General features: G+C 75.6%; 16 protein-coding genes. 4 read left to right on the top strand and 12 right to left on the bottom strand.

All coding sequences use genetic code 11. The annotated features are described in order from the left end of the window. Nucleotides 1–65: 65 nt before the first annotated feature. The 9 genes from ACFWW8_RS21560 to ACFWW8_RS21520 all read right to left on the bottom strand — a co-directional run bounded on the left by ACFWW8_RS21560 (nucleotide 66) and on the right by ACFWW8_RS21520 (nucleotide 10,426). Entirely contained in the window at nucleotides 66–776 is a 711-nt protein-coding gene (locus ACFWW8_RS21560; protein WP_386530545.1) for a GntR family transcriptional regulator, read from the bottom strand. A gap of 41 nt (nucleotides 777–817) precedes the next feature. Then, on the bottom strand, nucleotides 818–1,783 hold the full coding sequence (locus ACFWW8_RS21555) for an ornithine cyclodeaminase family protein (protein WP_386530544.1): 966 nt from the start codon (nucleotides 1,781–1,783) through the stop codon (nucleotides 818–820). Further along, nucleotides 1,780–2,814 carry a proline racemase family protein gene (locus ACFWW8_RS21550; protein WP_386530582.1) on the bottom strand — a complete coding sequence of 345 codons (1,035 nt, stop codon included), beginning with the start codon at nucleotides 2,812–2,814 and terminating at the stop codon, nucleotides 1,780–1,782. Before ACFWW8_RS21550 ends, ACFWW8_RS21555 begins: the two co-directional genes overlap by 4 nt. Further along, complete coding sequence (locus ACFWW8_RS21545; protein ID WP_386530543.1) at nucleotides 2,802–3,806, bottom strand: proline racemase family protein; 1,005 nt, start codon at nucleotides 3,804–3,806, stop codon at nucleotides 2,802–2,804. Before ACFWW8_RS21545 ends, ACFWW8_RS21550 begins: the two co-directional genes overlap by 13 nt. Before the next feature lie 17 nt (nucleotides 3,807–3,823). After that, nucleotides 3,824–4,750, bottom strand: a complete 927-nt coding sequence (locus ACFWW8_RS21540; protein WP_386530542.1) for a dihydrodipicolinate synthase family protein — start codon at nucleotides 4,748–4,750, stop codon at nucleotides 3,824–3,826. Nucleotides 4,751–4,896: 146 nt separating this feature from the next. After that, nucleotides 4,897–6,456, bottom strand: a complete 1,560-nt coding sequence (locus ACFWW8_RS21535; protein WP_386530541.1) for an NAD(P)/FAD-dependent oxidoreductase — start codon at nucleotides 6,454–6,456, stop codon at nucleotides 4,897–4,899. After that, nucleotides 6,437–6,748 (bottom strand): (2Fe-2S)-binding protein, encoded by a 312-nt coding sequence (locus ACFWW8_RS21530; RefSeq protein ID WP_386530540.1) that lies wholly within the window; start codon nucleotides 6,746–6,748, stop codon nucleotides 6,437–6,439. Before ACFWW8_RS21530 ends, ACFWW8_RS21535 begins: the two co-directional genes overlap by 20 nt. Then, entirely contained in the window at nucleotides 6,748–7,926 is a 1,179-nt protein-coding gene (locus ACFWW8_RS21525; RefSeq protein ID WP_386530539.1) for an NAD(P)/FAD-dependent oxidoreductase, read from the bottom strand. The genes ACFWW8_RS21530 and ACFWW8_RS21525 overlap by 1 nt, the downstream gene beginning before the upstream one ends. A gap of 103 nt (nucleotides 7,927–8,029) precedes the next feature. After that, nucleotides 8,030–10,426 carry a collagenase gene (locus ACFWW8_RS21520; RefSeq protein WP_386530538.1) on the bottom strand — a complete coding sequence of 799 codons (2,397 nt, stop codon included), beginning with the start codon at nucleotides 10,424–10,426 and terminating at the stop codon, nucleotides 8,030–8,032. A gap of 239 nt (nucleotides 10,427–10,665) precedes the next feature. Here ACFWW8_RS21520 and ACFWW8_RS21515 point away from each other — a divergent pair, with 239 nt between their 5' ends. Further along, nucleotides 10,666–12,045: an aminopeptidase P family protein gene (locus ACFWW8_RS21515; RefSeq protein ID WP_386530581.1), complete on the top strand. Its 1,380-nt coding sequence runs from the start codon at nucleotides 10,666–10,668 to the stop codon at nucleotides 12,043–12,045. 106 nt (nucleotides 12,046–12,151) lie between these two features. Here the strand turns inward: ACFWW8_RS21515 and ACFWW8_RS21510 are convergent, their stop codons facing one another. Next, nucleotides 12,152–12,550 (bottom strand): RidA family protein, encoded by a 399-nt coding sequence (locus tag ACFWW8_RS21510; RefSeq protein WP_386530537.1) that lies wholly within the window; start codon nucleotides 12,548–12,550, stop codon nucleotides 12,152–12,154. Further along, nucleotides 12,547–13,767, bottom strand: a complete 1,221-nt coding sequence (locus ACFWW8_RS21505; protein WP_386530536.1) for an acyl-CoA dehydrogenase family protein — start codon at nucleotides 13,765–13,767, stop codon at nucleotides 12,547–12,549. The genes ACFWW8_RS21510 and ACFWW8_RS21505 overlap by 4 nt, the downstream gene beginning before the upstream one ends. Before the next feature lie 144 nt (nucleotides 13,768–13,911). Here ACFWW8_RS21505 and ACFWW8_RS21500 point away from each other — a divergent pair, with 144 nt between their 5' ends. The 3 genes from ACFWW8_RS21500 (at nucleotide 13,912) to ACFWW8_RS21490 (ending at nucleotide 17,328) form a co-directional block, all read left to right on the top strand. Further along, the gene (locus ACFWW8_RS21500; protein WP_386530535.1) at nucleotides 13,912–15,534 is read left to right on the top strand and encodes an AMP-binding protein; all 1,623 of its coding nucleotides are present in this window, start codon (nucleotides 13,912–13,914) and stop codon (nucleotides 15,532–15,534) included. Nucleotides 15,535–15,538: 4 nt separating this feature from the next. Further along, a complete protein-coding gene (locus tag ACFWW8_RS21495) occupies nucleotides 15,539–16,339 on the top strand; it encodes a PaaX family transcriptional regulator C-terminal domain-containing protein (protein ID WP_386530534.1) in 801 nt (266 codons plus the stop codon). A 149-nt stretch (nucleotides 16,340–16,488) separates the two neighbouring features. Beyond that, complete coding sequence (locus ACFWW8_RS21490; protein WP_386530533.1) at nucleotides 16,489–17,328, top strand: GNAT family N-acetyltransferase; 840 nt, start codon at nucleotides 16,489–16,491, stop codon at nucleotides 17,326–17,328. Between the two features lie 37 nt (nucleotides 17,329–17,365). Here the strand turns inward: ACFWW8_RS21490 and ACFWW8_RS21485 are convergent, their stop codons facing one another. Then, a complete protein-coding gene (locus tag ACFWW8_RS21485) occupies nucleotides 17,366–19,714 on the bottom strand; it encodes a bifunctional salicylyl-CoA 5-hydroxylase/oxidoreductase (protein WP_386530532.1) in 2,349 nt (782 codons plus the stop codon). Nucleotide 19,715 lies beyond the last annotated feature (1 nt).

The raw sequence follows: 19,715 nt of genomic DNA, 5'->3' as shown, positions 1-19,715 counted from the left end.
TCCGGCCCGGCCTTCCGTCCGCGTCCCGGGCCCTTCGGCCCTCGGGCGCCCGGTGCCGGGTGTCCCTAGATCCCCGAGCCGAGGCGGCCCGGGACGCGGCCGACCGGTTCGTCGCGGCCCTGGGCCCAGAGCGAGCGGACGTGGCCGAGGTGGCGGACCATGCAGGCCTCGGCCGCTTCCGCGTCGCCGGTGAGCATCAGGTCGAGCAGCTCGATGTGCTCCTGCGCCGAGGACACCAGCTTGCCGGCCTCGTCGAGGCCCGTGAGCCCGTACAGGCGCGAGCGCTTGCGCAGATCGCCCACCGTCTCGACCAGCCGGTCGTTGCCCGCGAGGCCGAGCAGGGTGAGGTGGAAGCGGCGGTCGGCCTCCAGGTACCCGATGAGGTTGTGCTCGCGCGCGCTGGTGACGATCTCCTCGGCGATGGGCCGCAGCGCCTCCAGCTGTTCGGCGGTGGCGATCTTCGTGATCCGGCCGATGGTCGGCACCTCGATCATCGTGCGCAGTTCGGTGTACTGGTCGAGGTCGCGCTCGCTGACCTCGGTGATGCGGAAGCCCTTGTTGCGGACCGGCTCGACCAGTCCCTCGCGGGCCAGGTCGAGCATGGCCTCGCGCACCGGGGTGGCCGAGACGCCGAGCTCGGCCGCGAGGCCCGGGGCGGAGTAGACGCTCCCGGGGCGCAGTTCACCCGCTATCAGGGCTGCTCGGAGGGCGTGGCCGACCTGGTCGCGGAGCCGTTCCTGGGCCTTGATGAGACTGTGCTGCTTCAGGTCACCCATTGCATTTCCTCCGGAACATCGCAGAGGAACAGCGTACAATGTCACGTTGCGCTGTTCGCCCCGGCGGCCTGGAACAAGGCGACCGCCACGGCAAGATCCTCCCAGGCCATGCCCACGCTCTTGAAGAGCTGTGGACAACCAGGTGCGCGCCCGCCCGGCAGCCGCCCGGCGACCAGGTCGCCGAGGGTACCGGTGATGTGGCCGGGCCCGATGGCGCCCTCCGCCTCCGGGATCAGCAGGTCCCCCGCCTCCCGCAGGGCCGCCGCCCGGGATTCGACGTACACGGCCGACCTCCGCACGAGACCGGTGTCCGTCTCCCGGGCCGTCGGCTCGTGCGAGCCGACGGCGACGACGGTGGCGCCCGGACCGACCAGGCTCCCGTCGAAGAGCGGTGCGCGGGACGAGGTGCAGCACACGACCAGATCGGCGCCGGCCACGTCACCGGGCACGCCCGTCCGGGCGGGCGTGCCGAGGGAGCGGGCGTGGGCGGCGAGCTTCCGCGCGCCCGCCGGATCGCGGGCCACGACCACCACACCGGCCACCTCCCGTACGGCGAGCAGCGCGTCCAGGTGCCCGTACGCCTGCGGCCCCGAGCCGAAGAGCACCAGCCGCAGCGGCCGTCCGGCGGGGGCGAGGTGGCGCACGGCGAGGGCCGAGACCGCCGGGGTGCGCAGCGCGGTCAGGGCCGCGCCGTCGAACAGGGCCAGCGGCCGCAGGGTGGGGCCGTCCAGCAGCAGGTAGGAGCCGGTGATCCGGGGCAGCCCGCGGGCCGGGTTCCCGGGCGCGACCCCGGCGACCTTGACCCCCGCGTACGCGGCGGTCGCCGCCGGCATCAGCAGCAGCTCCCCGCCGGGCACGGCGACCGCGGTGCGCTGCGGGCAGTCCTCCGGGTCCGGTCCGTCCCGCAGGGCCGCGGCCAGCGCCCCGATCGCGTCGGCCGGGGTGATCAGCCGGGCCGTCTCTTCGGCGCCGAACTGCGGGAGCCCCGTCCCCCCGGGCCCGTTCACAGCGCGAAGCCGGTGCCGAGGGGGTCGTACGGGTCGCTCAGGAAGGTGTGCTCCCCGGTCCGGTAGGCGGTCCCGGTGACCTCGGTGACGGAGCCCGGCAGCATCCGGCCGGTGAACACGGTTCCGGTGACCGACTCGTGGAGCAGGTCCTCCCCCGGACCGAGTCGCCCGTCCTGCGCCAGCAGCGCGAGCCGGGCCGAGGTGCCGGAGCCGCAGGGCGAACGGTCGACCTGTCCGTCGGCGAAGACGGTGGCGTTGCGCTGGTGCGGCCCGAAGGGCGTGTCGGGCATCTCCTCGTGGAGGATCACCCCGTACACGCCGGAGAGCAGCGCTCCGCCCGGGTGCCAGGTGGCGGGGTGGCCGGCCAGCGCGGCCCGGATCTCCCGGCCGGCCCGGACCAGGGCGGGCAGCGCCTCGCGCGAGACCTCCAGGCCGAGGTCCCGGGCGGCGACGGAGGCGTAGCAGGCCCCCGCGTGCGCGAGGTCCACCTCGGCGACGCCGGCCGAGGTGGCGACGGGGACCTTGCGGGCGCCGACCCGCGCCGGGACGTTGCGGAAGGTGATCCCGGTGGTGCGGCCGCCGCCCCGGTGCACGGTGGCGGTGACCCGCCCGGACGGCACGTCGATGCGCACCTGGGCGTCGCCGTCGTCGGGGGCGGCGACCCGGCCGGTGTCCACGGCCCAGGCCCCGAGCGCCATGGTGCCGTGGCCGCAGGCGGTGGAGTAGCCGTCCTTGTGCCAGAACAGGACGCCGAAGTGGGCGCCGTCGTCGTCGGGCGGCACGACGAACCCGCCGTACATCCCCGCGTGCCCGCGCGGCTCCCGCGCGAGCAGGCGGCGGACGTCGTCCAGCGGCCCCCGGCGCGGCGCGGTCGCGGACCCCCCGGGGCCGATGGCGGTGGCGCAGCGCTCGGCGACGGTGTCGCCGGGCACGGCCACGACCGGGTCACGGGTGAGGTCGACGATCCGGAAGGGCTCGCCGGCGGCGTGGTAGTCGGTGGTCCGCACCGGGGGGACGGTCACAGGAGGAATCCTCCGGGGAAGGGGTCGGCCGGGTCGAGGAAGTACTGGGCGGTGCCGGTGATCCAGGCCCGTCCGGTGACGGTGGGGACGACGGCCGGCACGCCGCCGACGGTGGTCTCCCCGATCAGCCGGCCGGTGAACTCTGTGCCGATGAACGACTCGTTGGCGAAGTCCGTGTCCAGCGCCAGGAGTCCGCGGGCGTGCAGCTGGGCCATGCGCGCGCTGGTCCCCGTACCGCAGGGCGAGCGGTCGAACCAGCCGGGGTGGATGGCCATGGCGTGGCGGGAGCGGCGGGCGTCGGACCCCGGGGCGGCGAGGTAGACGTGCTTGAGGCCCGCGATGGCGGGATCCTCGGGGTGGACGGGCCGGTCGTCGGAGGCGTTGACCGCGTCCATGACGGCGAGGCCGGCGGCGAGGAGGTCGTCCTTGCGGGCGCGGTCGAACGGCAGCCCCAGGTCGTCCAGTTCGACGAAGGCGTAGAAGTTGCCGCCGTAGGCGAGGTCGTAGGTGACGGTGCCGTACCCGGGGACGTCGGCCTTCAGGCCGAGGCCGGCGCTGAAGGAGGGGACGTTGGTGAGGGTGACGGCGGTGGCCGCGCCGTCCTCGACGCGGACGTCGACGCTGACCAGCCCGGCCGGGGTGTCCAGCCGGACGGTGGTGACCGGCTCGACGACGGGCACCATGCCGGTCTCGACGAGGACGGTGGCGACCCCGATGGTGCCGTGCCCGCACATGGGCAGCAGGCCGGACACCTCGATGTAGAGGACCCCGAAGTCGGCGTCCGGGCGGGTGGGGGGCTGCAGGACGGCGCCGCTCATCGCGGAGTGGCCGCGCGGCTCGTACATCAGCAGGGTGCGGATGTGGTCCGAGTGCTCGATGAAGTGGAGCCGCTTCTCGGCCATGGTGGCGCCGGGGATCACCCCGACTCCCCCGGTGACGACCCGGGTCGGCATGCCTTCGGTGTGCGAGTCCACCGCGTGGTAGATGTGGCGCGTACGCATGGGATCCCCCCGGACGGCTAGTTGAGACCCTCGGCGAGGGCCTTCTCGGTGGCGGCGCGGACGGCGGCCTCGGTCTCGCCCGTGAGCGGGAAGCGGGGCGGGCGGGTGGCGCCGCCGGGGCGGCCGGCCAGGTCCATGGAGAGCTTGATGGCCTGGACGAACTCGGTCTTGGAGTCCCAGCGGAGCAGGGAGTGCAGGGACTTGTAGAGCGGCAGCGCGGTGGTGAGGTCGCCGGCGACGGCCGCGCGGTAGAGGGTGGCGCAGGACTGCGGCAGGGCGTTCGGGTAGCCGGCGATCCAGCCGACCGCGCCGGCGAGGGCGAGTTCGAGGAGGACGTCGTCGGCGCCGATCAGCAGGTCCAGGCCGGGGGCGAGTTCGGCGATCTCGTAGGCGCGGCGCACGTCCCCGCTGAACTCCTTGACGGCGACGATCGATCCGTCGGCGTGGAGGCGGGCGAGGAGGGCCGGGGTCAGGTCCACCTTGGTGTCGACGGGGTTGTTGTACGCGACGACGGGCAGCCCGGCCGCGGCCACGTCGGCGTAGTGGGCGCGGACGGCTTCCTCGTCGGCCCGGAAGGCGTTCGGGGGCAGGAGGAGGACGGAGCCGGCGCCGGCCTCGGCGGCCTGGTCGGCCCAGCGGCGGGCTTCGGCGCTGCCGTAGGCGGCGACGCCGGGCATGACCCGGCGTCCGTCGCCGGCGGCCTCGACGGCGGTGCGGACGACGCGGGCCCGCTCCTCGTCGGTCAGGGTCTGGTACTCGCCGAGGGATCCGTTGGGGACCACGCCGTCGCAGCCGTTGGCGATGAGCCAGGCGACGTGTTCGGCGTAGGCGTCGTGGTCGACGCTGAGGTCCTCGCGCAGGGGAAGCGCGGTGGCGACCATGATGCCGTGCCAGGGGCGGGTGCGGGCGTCGCTGCGGGGCGCGGGGGTGGGCGCGTGGTTCATGGGGTGACTCCCTCGTGTGGTGTGTGACATTTTACTAAAGGGTGTGAGGCGGCCACAAGGGCCGGGACGATCAGGATCAGCGCCAGGGCGTGCTTGGGACGTCCCGCCTGGCCTTCGGGGGCCCGCCGCTCCTTCTAAGTCACGCCCTAGGCGGGCGGCTGCGGGGCGCCGGGCCCCTCGGCGGAGGGCGGCACGCGGGACGTCGGTGCGGGCGGGCGGAGCTCGGCGAGCCGGCCCAGCGTGACCGGGCAGGACAGCGGGCGCCGGTCGGCGGCCGGCTCCTCCCCGGCGAGGGCGGCGACCGCCGGGCCGCACATCCGGCCCTGGCACCAGCCCATGCCCGCCCGGGTGAGGAGCTTGGCCGTACGGGCGTCCCGCGCGCCGAGGTCGCGGACGGCCTCGCGCACCAGCCCGGCCGGCACCTCCTCGCAGCGGCACACGGGCGTGTCGTCGCGCAGCCAGCCGGTCCAGCCGGCGCCGGGCCGGTGGGCGGCGCCCATGGCGTCCGCGAAGGCCCGCAGCCGTGCGCGGCGGCGGACCAGGTCGGCGGGGACCGGGCGTCCGGCGATCGCGTGGGCGGCGATCTCCCCCTCGGTCAGGGCGAGGTCGGCGCCGCCGATGCCGCCGGTCTCGCCCGCGGACCAGATGCCGGGCACGGACGTGCGCTGGGCGGCGTCCAGGCGCAGGGCGACGGCCCCGTCGGCGGTGCGGCGGGTGGCGCACCCCAGACCGGTGGCCAGCTCCAGCTGGGGCACCAGCCCGTGGCCCACCGCGAGCGCGTCGCAGGCGATCCGGCGGCCGGTGCCCGGCAGCGGCCGCCAGTCCCGGTCGAGGCGGGCCACCGTGACCGCCTCGACCCGGTCGGCGCCGTGGACCTCGGTGACGGCGGACCGCCCGAGGAGACGGACGCGGTGGCGCAGCAGGGCGCCTCCGTACCCGGCGCCCTCGGCGAGCTTGCGGGGGTTGCGCAGCAGGGTGCCGGCCCGCCGGGCGTACCCGGTGTACGCGGCGGCCTCCACCACGGCCGGGACCTCGGCCCCGGCGGCGGCGAGGGACCCGGCCACGGCGAGCAGCAGCGGCCCGCTGCCGGCGACGACGACGCGGCGGCCCGGCAGGACGAGCCCGGCCTTGAGCATGGCCTGCGCCCCGCCGGCCCCGACCACCCCCGGGAGGGTCCAGCCGGGGAAGGGCAGCTGGCGCTCGTGGGCGCCGGTGGCGATCAGGACGGCCCGCGCCGGGACGTCCGCGGCGCGCTCCCCGGGGCCGTGGCCGACGACCGCGTGCAGGAGCCAGCCGTCGCCATCCGGGACCACCGTCCAGACGTGGTGTTCGGGGAGGTGGGCGATCCGGCCGGCCGACGCGTGGGCGCGCAGGGCGGCTTCACGGGCGGTGAACGCGGCCCAGCCGTGGTGCAGGGCCCCGGGACGGGCGGCGCCGAGCCCGGGGGCGGGATGGCGGTAGAACTGGCCGCCCGGCCGCTCCCCCGCGTCGAGGAGGGCGACGCGCAGGCCGAGCCCGGCGGCGGTGACGGCTGCGGCCAGGCCGGCGGGACCCGCGCCGACGACGGCGAGGTCGACGGGGGCGGTGGAGACCGGGGCGGCGGAGAGGGCGGGGGTGGGGGCGGCGGAGACGGCGGGAGCGGCGTCGGCGTCGGCGGCCCCCGGGGCACCGCCCGCTCCGGCGGGCTCAGACGGCGAGGTCGGCATGTCCGGTGCCCTCCTGGGTGGTGACGTCGTCCCCGGGGCGGGCCGGGACGAGGCAGGCGCGCTGGTTGGGGCGGCCGTTGACGACGACGAGGCAGTCGTAGCAGGACCCGATGCCGCAGAACGCGCCGCGCGGGGCTCCGCCCTGACGGGTGGCCCGCCAGGCGAGGATGCCGGCGGCCCACAGCACGGCGGCGATGGACTGGCCGGACTGCGCCGGGAGTTCACGGCCGTCGAAGCGGAGGGTGTGCTCAGCGGCCGGGGCGCCGCCGACCAGTGAACGGGGGCTGCGCATCAGGGGGTCCTCCTCGGGGGGCGGGGCGGCGGCGGGGCCTGGTCGAAGCGGTCTGGCCGGAACGGCTCCCAGGGCAGCGGGGGTTCGGCGCCCGTCAGGGCGGCGGTGACCAGCGCGCCGGTGCCGGGCGCCAGGCCGATGCCGGCGCCCTCGTGGCCACAGGCGTGCAGCAGGCCGGGGACGCGGGGGTCCGGGCCGATCGCCGGGAGGTGGTCGGGGAGGTAGGGGCGGAAGCCGTGGTAGGCGCGCAGCACCCGGACGTCCGTCAGTACGGGGAACAGGGCCGCCGCCTGGGCGGCGAGGCGGCGCAGCGCCTCGGTGGAGAGGGTGCGGTCGAAGCCGACCCGTTCGCGGGTGGCGCCGATCAGCACCGGGCCCGACGGGGTGCCCTCGACCACCGCCGAGGACTGCAGGGCCGCCGAGCCGCTGGCGACGTCCGCGATGTAGTCGGCGGCGTACACCTTGTGCCGGACCACCCGCGGCAGCGGTTCCGTCACCAGGACGAAGCCGCGGCGCGGGAGTACGGGCAGGCCCGTCCCGGCGAGGGCGGCGACGTGCCCGCCCCAGGTTCCCGCGGCGTTGACCACGGCGGGGGCGGCGAGCTCGCGCCGGGCCGTGCGGACGCCCCGGACCGCGCCCGAGGCGTCCCGCAGGACCGCGGTGACCTCCTCGCCGAGGTGGAGCTCCGCCCCCGAGGCGGCCAGCAGGCGGGCGGCCGCCTGGGCGGGCTGGACCTGGGCGTCCTGCGGGTAGTGGAACCCGCCCGCGAGGCCGGGGGCCAGGTGCGGCTCCAGCTCGCGCAGGGCGCCGGCGTCCACGTCGAGGGCGGTGACCCCGGCGGCGCGCTGCCCCTCGGCGAAGGCGCGGAGCGCCTTCAGGGCCCGCTCGTCGGGGGCGACGACCAGTCCGCCCTTGGCCTCGTACTCGACGGGGGCCGGGAGTTCGGAGGCCAGGTCGCCCCAGAGCCCGGCGGACAGGAGGGCGAGGTCGAGCTCGGGTCCGGCCTCCTTGTCGGAGACGAGCAGGTTGCCCTCGCCCGCGCCGGTGGTGCCGCCCGCGACGGGGCCCCGGTCGACCACGGCCACGGAGAGGCCGGCGCGGGCCGCGTAGTAGGCGCAGGCCGCTCCGACGACGCCGGCGCCGATGACGACGGCGTCCAGGGAGTGTCTCTTGAGCACGGCAGTAATATGTCACATTCTTTTGGGGCTGCCCAGACCGGCCGGGTGGCCCCGCGCCCGGTGGGGGCGCGGGACCGGTCCGGTGTGCGGCGGCCGTGGAGGATCAGCCGCGGAGGGGGCCCTCACAGCTGTACGGGGACGATCCGGCGACCTTGTTGGTCCAGATCTCGACCGGCCCGAAGGAGCAGTTCATGTCGGCGAGGTTGTTGGAGGCCGCTCCGGCCCGGTCGAGGATGAAGTAGTCGACCGTCTCGGACATGTCCTTGAAGTTCTGGTCGTCACTGCGCCAGTTCTTCAGGTTCGCGGTGATCCGGCCGGTACAGGTGAACCGGCGCTTGCCGGCCTCGCCGTTCTCCACGCAGTCCGGGGTGTTGTAGGTCGCCGTGGCGAACGAGGACTTCACGGAGGCGAGCGCCGCGTCGCGCAGCTGACCGTTCGGCGTGAAGGTGGTGTTCGGCACGAAGAGCTGGTCGACCTTGGCGATCTGCGCGTCGAGGAAGCGGTCGTAGTCGCGCTGGAGGTAGGTGTCGGCGCCCATGCGGTGGCGCCAGGCGTCGTACGCGGCGACGTCGTTGTTGCGCAGGTGGGTGTACATCTCGCGCAGCTGCGAGGGCTTCTGGGCCCACAGGAACTCGAAGAAGGTGCCCGCGTAGCTGTAGAAGCGGAACCCGTCACCGTCGTAGGTGGCGTTCAGCAGCTGCTCCACCGTCATCCGCGGGCCGCCGCCGGCCGTGTCGCTCATGATGCTCTTGACCAGGGACTTGCGGACGGCGATGCCGTTGTCGCGGGTGGCCCCGTCGAAGAACTCGGCCGTGCCCTCGTCCATGGCGGTCGTCCGGTCACCCTCGTACCAGGGGCCCTCGCCGAAGAAGCCGGGCACCGCGTAGCGGCCGTTGAGGTAGTGCGTGTACTCGTGGCGGAAGAGCTCCTCGAGGGTGAGGGAGGAGTCCTGTGGGACGCGGCGCTGGTAGGTGTAGAACGTGGCGCCGTTCTCGATGTAGATGCCGCCGTTGTTGGTGTCGTAGCCCGTCAGGATCGGGTGGTAGTTCTCGTAGTCGGCGCGCGAGCCGTACAGCACGATGTTCAGCGTGGTGTTGGGGTCGCCGGCCAGCGGCTGGTCGGTGCCGAGGACGCGGTGGTACTGGGCCTTGACCTGCTCGCTCGCGTAGTAGAGCTGGTCCACGGTGGCCCGGTCCAGACCGGTGCGCACCTTGATGGCGCCGTTGTCGTACGCGTAGGTGTACGGGAAGATCTGCCGCTCGATGTCCTCCTTGCACACGCCGTACGGCTTGCAGGCCTGGAAGTAGTTGAGCCAGGAGACGACCTTGGCCCAGGGCTGGCTGCCGTTGCCGAAGGCCGTCCGGACGGGCTCCAGCATGGCGCCCAGGTCGGCGGTGATCTGGGCCCGCAGGGCCGGGATCTCGCCGAAGCGCCCGTACTCGCTGATCGCGTCGCGCACCACCCAGGCGTTGGCGGTGCCCTTGAGGTGGACGTAGCCGGCGAAGGCCTTGAAGGCGGCCCGGTAGCCGGGGTCGGCGGCGGCGGCCGCCTGGAAGGCCGCGTCCTGGTTGCCCGGGTAGACGCCCAGGTAGTTGACGGAGAGGGCGGCCAGTGCGGCGCCCGCCCAGCCGGCGTCGAGGTGGGTGGCCGGGTGGGCCGGGTCCATGGTGGCGAGGACCTTCTTGATCAGGCCCAGCTGGTGCTGGCGCAGGCCCGGCGCGCTGGCGGCGTAGAGGGCCTCGCGCAGGGTGTTGGCGTTGCTGCGGGTGACGTCGAAGGTGCGGGCGGCGTTGCCGAAGTCGGCGATCGCCCGGCGCATCGCGTCGACGGTCGGCGCGTCGGTGACGTCGATCTCGCCGCGCGAGTAGTCGTGGTAGGCGACGGCGTGCAGGTAGGTGAACATCTCCTCCAGGTGTGAGGAGTTGGAGCCGTCGTGGGCGGCGGACAGGCTGGATATCCGCCGGGAGACGGCCTGGACGTGCGCATCGGACATGACGGGCGCGAGGCGGGCGTCCCACGTCCAGATGAGGCCGCGCAGGCAGCCGTCGGCGAGGACGGCCTGGTCGCCGAGGAAGTCGGCGAACTGCTCGGGGCCGAGGTTCGTGATCCCGTCGAGGGTGCAGGGGACGGCGACGGCGAGGCCGCGCGTCGTGGGCGCCGCCTGCGCGGTCGCCCGGCGGCTCTTCTCGGTCCGCTCGGACGCGGCGGGCGCGGGGGTGGCGGCGCCCGGGACCTGGCCGGAGAGCGCCGTGCCGCCCGGGGCCGGTGCGGGCGCCGGGGTGTCGGCCCGGGCGTCGGCGAAGCGCTCCACCTCGTCGAACGGGTTCGGCGCCGCGGTCGCGGGAGCCCCGGAGGAGAACGTGCCGGACACCGGGGCGCCCGCGGCGGTCGGGACCGTCCGGTCGGCGGCCTGGGTCACGGCCTGGCCGGCCGTGGCGAGGAGGGTGACCGCCACGGCGGCGGAGAGGAGGGACGTGCGCACAGCTCTGTGCTGGAACACCAAGAACTCCTGTGGGGAGGGGAGGTGGGGGACGTGGCGCGGTGGTGCGTCGCGAAATGCGTGAGAACTGCCCTGCGTCACGCGGCGTTTGACGGGGATTAATCTGCCGCGGTGTGAGCTGTAACATAGTAATGTGAAATTGCACTGACAAGCCCTGTGCGCCCACCAGTTCGTTTCTTCTTGAGGGAGCCCCCGTGACCGACACCCCCTCCGGCACCGCGCACCGCACCTCGACCGGGGTGCCTACCGGCTCCGGCCCCCGGCTCAACACCGGCAGCCACGACCTGCCGGTGTCCCCCGAGTTGTCCCGGTTCATGGCGGGGAACTGGGCCGCCTCACCCCTGCCGGACTCCGCGCGCGTCGCGGCGCACGCCGTCACCCCGGCCCGCCGCGACCGGCTCTCGGCACGCTTCCCGGGCGAGCGCCTGATCGTCCCGGCCGGCGAGCTCAGGGTCCGCTCCAACGACTGCGACCACCGCTTCCGCCCGCACAGCGCGTACGCCTGGCTGACCGGTCTCACCGGCGAGGACCAGGTGGGACACGTCCTGGTCATGGAGCCGTCCGGACCGCACGCCCACGAGGCCGTGCTGTACCTGCGGCCGCGCTCGCCGCGGGCCGGCGGAAACGAGGAGTTCTACCGCGACCGCCGGTACGGGGAGTTCTGGGTGGGCCGCCGGGCCGACCTGGCGGAGGCGGAGCGCCTCACCGGCATCCGCTGCGCCCACCTGGACACCCTGGGGTCCCCGACGGGCCGGACCGCGACCACCGACACCGAACTCGCCACCGCGCTGTCGGAGTTGCGCCTGGTGAAGGACGCCTGGGAGGTCGGACAGCTCCAGCTGGCCGTCGACCACACGACGGCGGGCTTCGAGGACGTCGTACGGGAACTGCCCCGCGCCCTGGCCCACCCGCGCGGGGAGCGGTGGATCGAGGGCGTCTTCGGCCTGCGCGCCCGGGCGGAGGGCAACGGCACCGGCTACGACACCATCGCGGCCTCCGGCGCCCACGCCTGCGTGCTGCACTGGATCCGCAACGACGGCCGGCTCGACCGCGACGACCTGCTCCTCCTGGACGCGGGTGTGGAGACGGACACCCTGTACACCGCCGACATCACCCGCACCCTCCCGCTGTCGGGCCGGTTCTCCTCCGTCCAGCGGCAGGTGTACGAGGTGGTCCTGGCCGCCCAGGAGGCGGGCATGGCGGCGCTGCGGCCGGGCGCGAGCTTCCGCGACTTCCACCGGGCCGGGATGCGGGTGATCGCGGAGGGCCTGGCCCAATGGGGCGTCCTCAAGCACGCCGAGGGCGACCTGCACCGGCGCTACACCCTCTGCAGCAGCGGCCACATGCTCGGCCTGGACGTGCACGACTGCGCGCAGGCGCGGGCGGACACCTACCTCGACGGCGTGCTGGAGGAGGGCCAGGTCCTGACGGTGGAACCGGGGCTGTACCTCCAGCCGGACGACGAGACCCTGCCGCCGGAGCTGCGCGGCATCGGCGTCCGCATCGAGGACGACCTGGTCGTCACGGCGGACGGGGCCCGCCTGATGTCGGGCGCGCTGCCGCGCACGGTGGCGGGCATCGAGGAGTGGATGGGCCGCCTCCTGGACGCCACCCACTGACCCGGCCCGCCGGACCGGGCCGGCCGGACCCCACCAGGCCGGACCGGGCCGGACCGGCCCGGCCCGCCGGGCGGCCGGGCCCGCCCTGCCGGCCGGGCCGGCGCCGTCAGGGCAGGACCGCGACCCCGTCGAGTTCGACCAGCGCCTCCTCGTCCCAGAGGCGGACCACGCCGACGAGGGCCATCGCCGGGTAGTCGCGGCCCGCCAACCGGCGCCACACCCGGCCCAGTTCGGCCGCGTGGGTCCGGTACGCGGCCACGTCCGTCGCGTACACCGTCACCCGGGCCAGGTCCGCCGGGGCCCCGCCGGCCGCGGCGAGGGCGGCGAGGAGGTTGGCCAGGGCGCACTCGAACTGCTCCGGCAGGGTCGCGCCCACGACCGTGCCGGAGGCGTCGAGCGCGGTCTGGCCGGCCAGGAACACCAGCCGGGTGCCGGTCGCCGCCACGGCGTGCGAGAAGCCCGTCGGCGGCGACAGCTCGGCCGGGTTGATCCGCTCCAGGCTCATCGCGCGACCGCCTCCCCGGACGGCGCGGCCGACGGCCCGCGCGCCGGGTCCCCGGGCGGGCCGACGGGCGGGCCGGCGGGTTCGGCGTTCCGCTGCGCCGCCGCGAGGTTCCGGTACAGCTCCCTGGCGATGATCGTGCGCTGCACCTCGCTGGCCCCCTCGTAGATCCGCGGCGCCCGGACCTCCCGGTAGAGGTGTTCCAGCAGGTGGCCCCGGCGCAGGGCGACCGCCCCGTGCAGCTGCACCGCGTGGTCGACCACGTACTGGGCCGTCTCGGTGGCCAGCAGCTTCGCCATCGCCGCCCGGCGCGGCACGTCCGGGGAGCCCCGGTCGTGGGCGCCGGCCGCCGCGTACACCAACAGCCGTGCCGCCTCCGTGCGGGTGGCCATCTCCGCCACCCGGTGCGCCACCGCCTGGAGGTCGCCCAGCACCCCGCCGAAGGCGGTCCGGGCCGCGGTGTGCGCGAGCGTCGCGTCGAGGGCGGCCCGGGCCATGCCCACCGCGAACGCCCCGACGCTCGGCCGGAACAGGTTGAGGGTGTCCATCGCGACCCGGAACCCCTCGCCCGGCACCCCGAGCAGGTCCTCGGGGCCGACCGGGACGCCGTCGAAGGCCAGGGAGCCGATGGGGTGCGGGGACAGCATGTCCAGGGCCTCCCCGGTGAGGCCGGGGCGGTCGGCGGGGACCAGGAACGCCGACACCCCCTTCGCACCCGGCGCCTCACCCGTACGGGCGAACACGGTGTAGAAATCCGCCTCGGGGGCGTTCGAGATCCAGCACTTCTCGCCGCGGAGCCGCCAGCCCGCCCCGTCGGGCACCGCCGCCAGCGCCAGCGCCGCCGCGTCCGAGCCCGCCCCCGGCTCGCTCAGCGCGAAGGCGGCCACCGCCCGGCCCGCCCGCACCTGCGGCAGCCAGCGCTCCCGCTGCGCCGCGCTGCCGGACCTGAGCACCGGGTGGGCGCCGAGCCCCTGCAGGGCCAGCGCCGTCTCGGCCTCCGTACAGCCGTACGCGAGGGACTCCCGCAGCAGGCACAGGTCCAGCGCGCCCGAGGTGAACACCCGCTCCAGCAGGCCCAGCTCCCCCAGTTCCGCCAGGAGCGGGCGGTTGACCCGGCCCGGCTCCCCCTTCGCGGCCAGCGGCCCGAGCCGCTCGGCCGACAGGGTGCGCACGTGCGCGCACCACTCCTCCTGGTCCACCCCGAGCGCGAATCCGGTCATTCGAACATCCCCGCATCTATCGCGTCCTGTTGACTGCCGTCACCATCACGATACGCTCCTGGTGCACCTTCCAGCAGTGGCCGGGAGGGCGACCGCACGGCCGGCTCCACCCACCCCGGACCGTCGCAAGGGGGCGAACCCGCCTTGGACCTCAACCCATCCGCGCACGCCGACACCTTCGCCCGCGACCACCTGCCGCCCGCGGACAGCTGGCCGCACCTCGTCTTCGAGCTGCCCGAGCTGGTCTACCCCGACCGCCTGAACTGCGCGGCCGAGCTGCTGGACACCACCATCGCCCGGTTCGGCCCCGACCGCCCGGCCTTCCGCAGCGGCTCCGGGGAGGTGTGGACGTACGGCGGACTGCGCGAGCGCGTGGACCGGCTCGCCCACGTCCTCACGGCCGGCCTCGGGGTCGTCCCCGGCAACCGGGTGCTCCTGCGCGGCCCCACCGGCCCCTGGCTCGCCGCGTGCTGGCTCGCCGTGGTCAAGGCGGGGGCCGTGGCGGTCACCGTGCTGCCCCAGCAGCGGGCGCAGGAGCTGGCCACGGTCTGCGCGCTCGCCCGGGTGGGGCACGCACTGTGCCACGCCGACGTGCTGGAGGACCTGGTACGGGCCGAGGTGCCCGGGCTGCGGATCACCCCGTACGGGGGCGACGGCCCGGACGACCTGCTGCGCCGCGCCGAGCGGTTCGCGGGGGCGCCGTTCGCCGCCGTGGAGACCTCCGCCGACGACGTGGCCCTGATCGCGTTCACCTCCGGCACCACCGGGCGCCCCAAGGGCTGCATGCACTTCCACCGCGACGTGCTCTCGGTGGCCGACACCTTCTCCCGCAGCGTGCTGCGCCCCCGGCCGGACGACGTGTTCGCGGGCAGTCCGCCGCTCGGGTTCACCTTCGGCCTCGGCGGACTGGTCGTCTTCCCGCTGCGCGCGGGCGCGTGCGCGCTGCTGCTGGAGCAGGCGGGGCCGCGGCACCTGCTGCCCGCGCTCGCCGAACACCGGGTGACGGTCCTGTTCACCGCCCCCACCGCGTACCGGGCGATGCTGGACGCGCTGGGGCCGTACGACGTGGGCGCGCACGACCTGTCCGCGCTGCGCCGCTGCGTGTCGGCCGGGGAGAACCTGCCCGCCGCGACCTGGCAGGCCTGGCTGGAGCGGACCGGGCTGCGGATCATCAACGGCATCGGGGCGACCGAGCTGCTGCACATCTTCATCTCGGCCGCCGACGAGGACATCCGCCCCGGTACCACCGGCCGGGTGGTGCCGGGCTGGCAGGCCCGGGTGGTGGACCGCTCCGGGCGGCCGGTCGCCGACGACGAGCCCGGGCTGCTGGCCGTACGGGGCCCGGTGGGCTGCCGCTACCTCGCCGATCCGCGGCAGGCGGACTACGTCCAGAACGGGTGGAACCTGACCGGTGACACCTACGTGCGCGACGCGGAGGGCTACTTCCGGTACGTCGCCCGCGCCGACGACATGATCATCTCTTCGGGTCACAACATCGCCGGACCGGAGGTCGAGGAGGCCCTCCTGCGCCACCCGGACGTGGCGGAGGCGGCGGTGGTCGGCCGCCCCGACGAGCGGCGCGGCCAGATCGTGGTGGCGTACGCGGTCGCCCGCCCGGGCGCGGTGCTGTCCCAGGAGGCGCTGCGGACCTTCATGCGGGCCGAGCTGGCGCCGCACAAGTGCCCGCGGGTCTTCGTCTTCCCGCCCGCGCTGCCGCGGACGGCGACGGGCAAACTGCAACGCTTCCGGCTGCGCGATCTAGAGTGAACCCGTGGTCGAGCAGCACACCCCGCGATCCCTGATCGTCACGTTCTACGGTGCCTACGGGCGGGCCTTCGAGGGCCCGGTCCCGGTGTCCGCGCTGATCCGCCTGCTGGGCGCGGCCGGCGTGGACGCCCCGTCGGTCCGCTCGTCGGTGTCCCGGCTGAAGCGGCGCGGCCTCCTGCTGCCCGCGCGCGCGGCGGACGGCTCGGCGGCGTACGAGCTGTCCGCCGAGGCGCGGCAGCTGCTGGACGACGGCGACCGGCGGATCTACGGCAGCCCGCGGCCCTCCGACGCATGGCTGGTGGCGGTCTTCTCCGTACCGGAGCAGGAGCGGCACAAGCGGCACCTGCTGCGCTCGCGGCTGGCCCGGCTCGGCTTCGGGACGGTGGCGCCGGGGGTGTGGATCGCCCCGGCCGGACTCGCGGAGGAAACCGGCCACACCCTGGACCGGCTGGGCCTGACCCCGTACGTGGAGCTGTTCCGGGGCGCGCACCTGGGCTTCGCGCCGACCGCCGAGGCGGTGGCCCGCTGGTGGGACCTGGCGGCCCTGGCCAAACAGCACGAGGAGTTCCTCGACCTGCACGAGCCGGCGCTGCGCGCCCTGCAGTCGGGTCCGGAGCCGACCCCTGAGGAGGCCTACCGCGGCTACCTCCTCGCCCTGGACACCTGGCGCCACCTGCCGTACGCCGACCCCGGGCTCCCCCGCGAGCTGCTCCCGGCGGACTGGCCGGGCGACCGGGCGGCGGCCGTCTTCGCCGAACTGCACGCGCGGCTGCGGGACTCCGGCGGGCGGTTCGCCGGGCCGTGAGGGGCGCGGCCGGTCGGGCCCCGGGCCGCACCGGCCCGCTCCGGGTCTCCGCCCGGTCTCCTCCGGGGAGGTCCAACGGCCGGACCGGGCCGGGTGCGGAGGCGGAAAATCACGGTGCGGCGGACCGCGGTGGCGGGTGACGATGGCCCATGACCTGGACCTTCACCTCCGACCTGACGGCCTATCTGGCCGCGGCGGGCCCCGCCCTGGCCGCGCGACCCGTGCCGAACTCCCTGCTGCTGACCACCGCCGACGCGCTGGAGCGGCGCGGTCCGCACGCCTACGGGCGCGCCGATCCGCTCTTCGGCTGGTGGACCGACGCCGACGGAACTGTCGCCGCGGGCCTGCTGTGCACCCCGCCCCACCCGCTGTTGCTCGGGGCGCTGCCCGCCGAGGCGGTCCGGGCGCTGGCCGGCGCCCTGGCCACCGAGCCGCTGCTCGCCGGAATCAGCGGGTTCAACGCCCGGCGGCCCGACGCGGACGCGCTCGCCGGGGCCTGGGGGCGCGCGGCCCGGGTCGCCGGGGAGAACCGCCTGTACCGGCTGGCCGGGCTGATCGCGCCGGATCCGGCCCCGACCGGGCGGGCCCGGACCGCCGGGGAGGCCGATCTGCCGCTGCTGCTGGAGTGGACCGCGGCGTTCGACCGGGAGGTGGGGGCTCCGGGCACCACCTCCGAGGCCGCGCTGCGCGACCGGATCGCGTACGGCGGCGTCCGGCTCTGGGAGCGGGCGGGCGCCCCGGTCGCGCTGGCCTCGTTCTCCCGGCCGATCGGCGGGACCTCGCGGGTCGGACCGGTGTACACGCTGCCGGAGGCCCGGGGCCGGGGGTACGCCGCCGGGGTCACGCACGCCGTGAGCGAGGCGGCGTACGCGGCCGGAGCCGCCGAGGTCCTGCTCTTCACCGACCTGGCCAACCCCACGAGCAACGGCGTCTATCTCAGGCTGGGATACGCCCCGGTCGAGGACCGTGCGGTGGTCGTGGCGGCCTGACAGCGCCGCCGCCGCTTCCCCCGCCGGCCGCCCCGGGTCAGCCGCGCCCCGTGGGCGGGGGCCGGCTGCCCGCGCGGTAGGGGGCGGGCCAGGGGGCGGCCGGCCCCTCGTAGCCCTGCTCGGCGGCCGCGTGCAGGGTCCACTGCGGGTCGTACAGGTGGGGGCGGCCCAGCGCGCAGAGGTCGGCGCGCCCGGCCAGGAGCAGGGAGTTCACGTCGTCCCAGGAGGAGATGGCGCCGACCGCGATGACGGGGACGCCCAGCGCGTTGCGGATCCGGTCGGCGTACGGGGTCTGGTACGAGCGCCCGTACTCGGGGCTCTCGTCCGCGACCACCTGGCCGGTCGACACGTCGACGGCGTCCGCGCCGTGCTCGGCGAACGCGGCCGCGATCCGTACCGCGTCCTCGGCCGTGGTGCCTCCCGGGGCCCAGTCGGTGGCGGAGAGGCGGACCGTCATGGGGCGGTCGGCGGGCCAGACGGCGCGGACCGCGTCGAAGACCTCCAGGGGGAAGCGCAGCCGGTTCTCCAGGGGTCCGCCGTAGGCGTCCGTGCGGTGGTTGGTCAGCGGTGAGAGGAACCCGGAGAGCAGGTAGCCGTGGGCGCAGTGCAGTTCCAGCAGGTCGAAGCCGCAGTCCGCGGCCCGGACGGCGGCCGCCGCGAACTCGGCGCGGATCGCTGCGAGTTCGGCGGTATCGAGCGCGCGGGGGACGGCCGATACGCCGGGCCGGTAGGGCAGGGCGGAGGCGGCGGCGAGGGGCCAGTTGCCCTCCGGGAGCGGGTCGTCCATCCCCTCCCACATCACCCGGGTCGAGCCCTTGCGGCCGGAGTGGCCGAGCTGGACGCCGAGCGCGGTGCCGGGTGCGGAGGCGTGGACGAAGTCGGCGATGCGCTTCCAGGCCCCGGCCTGTTCGCGCGTGTACAGCCCGGCGCAGCCGGGGGTGATCCGGCCTTCGGCGCTGACGCAGACCATCTCCGTCATGACCAGGCCGGCGCCGCCGAGGGCCCGTGCGCCGAGGTGGACGAGGTGGAAGTCCCCGGGCACTCCGTCCCGGGACGTGTACATGTCCATCGGGGAGACGACGACCCGGTTGCGCAGGGTCAGCCCACGCAGGGTGAACGGGGTGAACATCGGGGGCGTCCGCCCCTGCCCGGCCTCCTCGTCCGGGCAGCCGAAGTCGCGTTCCACGGAGCGGGTGAAGCGTTCGTCGCGCAGCCGCAGGTTGTCGTGGGTGACCCGGCGGCTGCGGGTGAGCAGGTTGAAGGCGAACTGACGGGCGGGCTGACCGGTGCAGCCGGCGATCTCCTCGAACCAGCGCATGCTGGCCGCGGCCGCCCGCTGGGTGCTGGCCACCGCCGGGCGCCGCGCCGCCTCGTACGCCGCGAGCGCGGCGGGTACGTCCACCGCGCCGTCGCCCCGGGTGGCGGCGACCGCTTCGGCGACGGCTCCGGCGAGGGCGACGGCGTCCTCCACGGCGAGCTTGGTGCCGGAGCCGATGGAGAAGTGCGCGGTGTGCGCCGCGTCGCCGAGCAGGGCCGTGTTGCCGTGCGACCAGCGGGCGTTGACGACCGTACGGAACCGGGTCCAGGCCGACCGGTTGCCGTACAGCGGCCGTCCCCGCAGGGCCTCGCTGAAGATCTTGGCGCAGCGGGCGGCCGACTCGGCCTCGTCGCAGAGGTCGAAGGCCGCCGCGCGCCACACCTCCTCCCGCATCTCCACGATCACGGTGGAGGCGCCGAGCGGGCCCCGCGGTCCGGCCGGCGGGCCCGGGAGGCCCCCGCCGGGCGCCGACGGGCGGGCGTACGGGTAGGCGTGCAGCTGCATGACGCCGTGTTCGGTCTCCGCGATCTCGAAGCGGAAGGCGTCGAGGGCGAAGTCGGCGGCGAGCCAGATGTACCGGCAGCGCCCCGCGGTCACGGTCGGCCCGAAGTGCGCGGCCCCGTGCTCGCGGATCGCGCTGTGCACGCCGTCCGCCGCGACCACCAGGTCGTACGCGGCGGAGAGCGCCGCCGGGTCCGGGGCCCGCGTACGGAAGCGGAGCCGGACGCCGAGACCGGCGCAGCGCTCGTGCAGGATCTCCAGGAGCCGGCGGCGTCCGAGGGCGGCGAAGCCGTGGCCGCCGGAGGTGAGGATCCGGCCCCGGTGCACGACGTCCACGTCGTCCCAGCGCACGAACTCGGCACTCAGGGCCGCGTAGACCGCCGTGTCGGCCTGCTCGATGCCGCCCAGGGTCTCGTCGGAGAGCACCACCCCGAAGCCGAAGGCGTCCTCGGGCGCGCCCCGTTCCCAGACCTCCACGATGTGGCCCTGCCGGGCCAGCAGCGCGGCGGCGTAGAGCCCTCCGGGTCCCCCGCCCACGACGGCCACCCGCAGGGCGTGCGCGGGCATC

This window comes from Streptomyces sp. NPDC058701, assembly GCF_042715295.1.
Taxonomy (GTDB): domain Bacteria; phylum Actinomycetota; class Actinomycetes; order Streptomycetales; family Streptomycetaceae; genus Streptomyces.
Note: the sequence above shows the minus strand (reverse complement) of the source record. Positions and strands in the feature narration are given on the sequence as shown.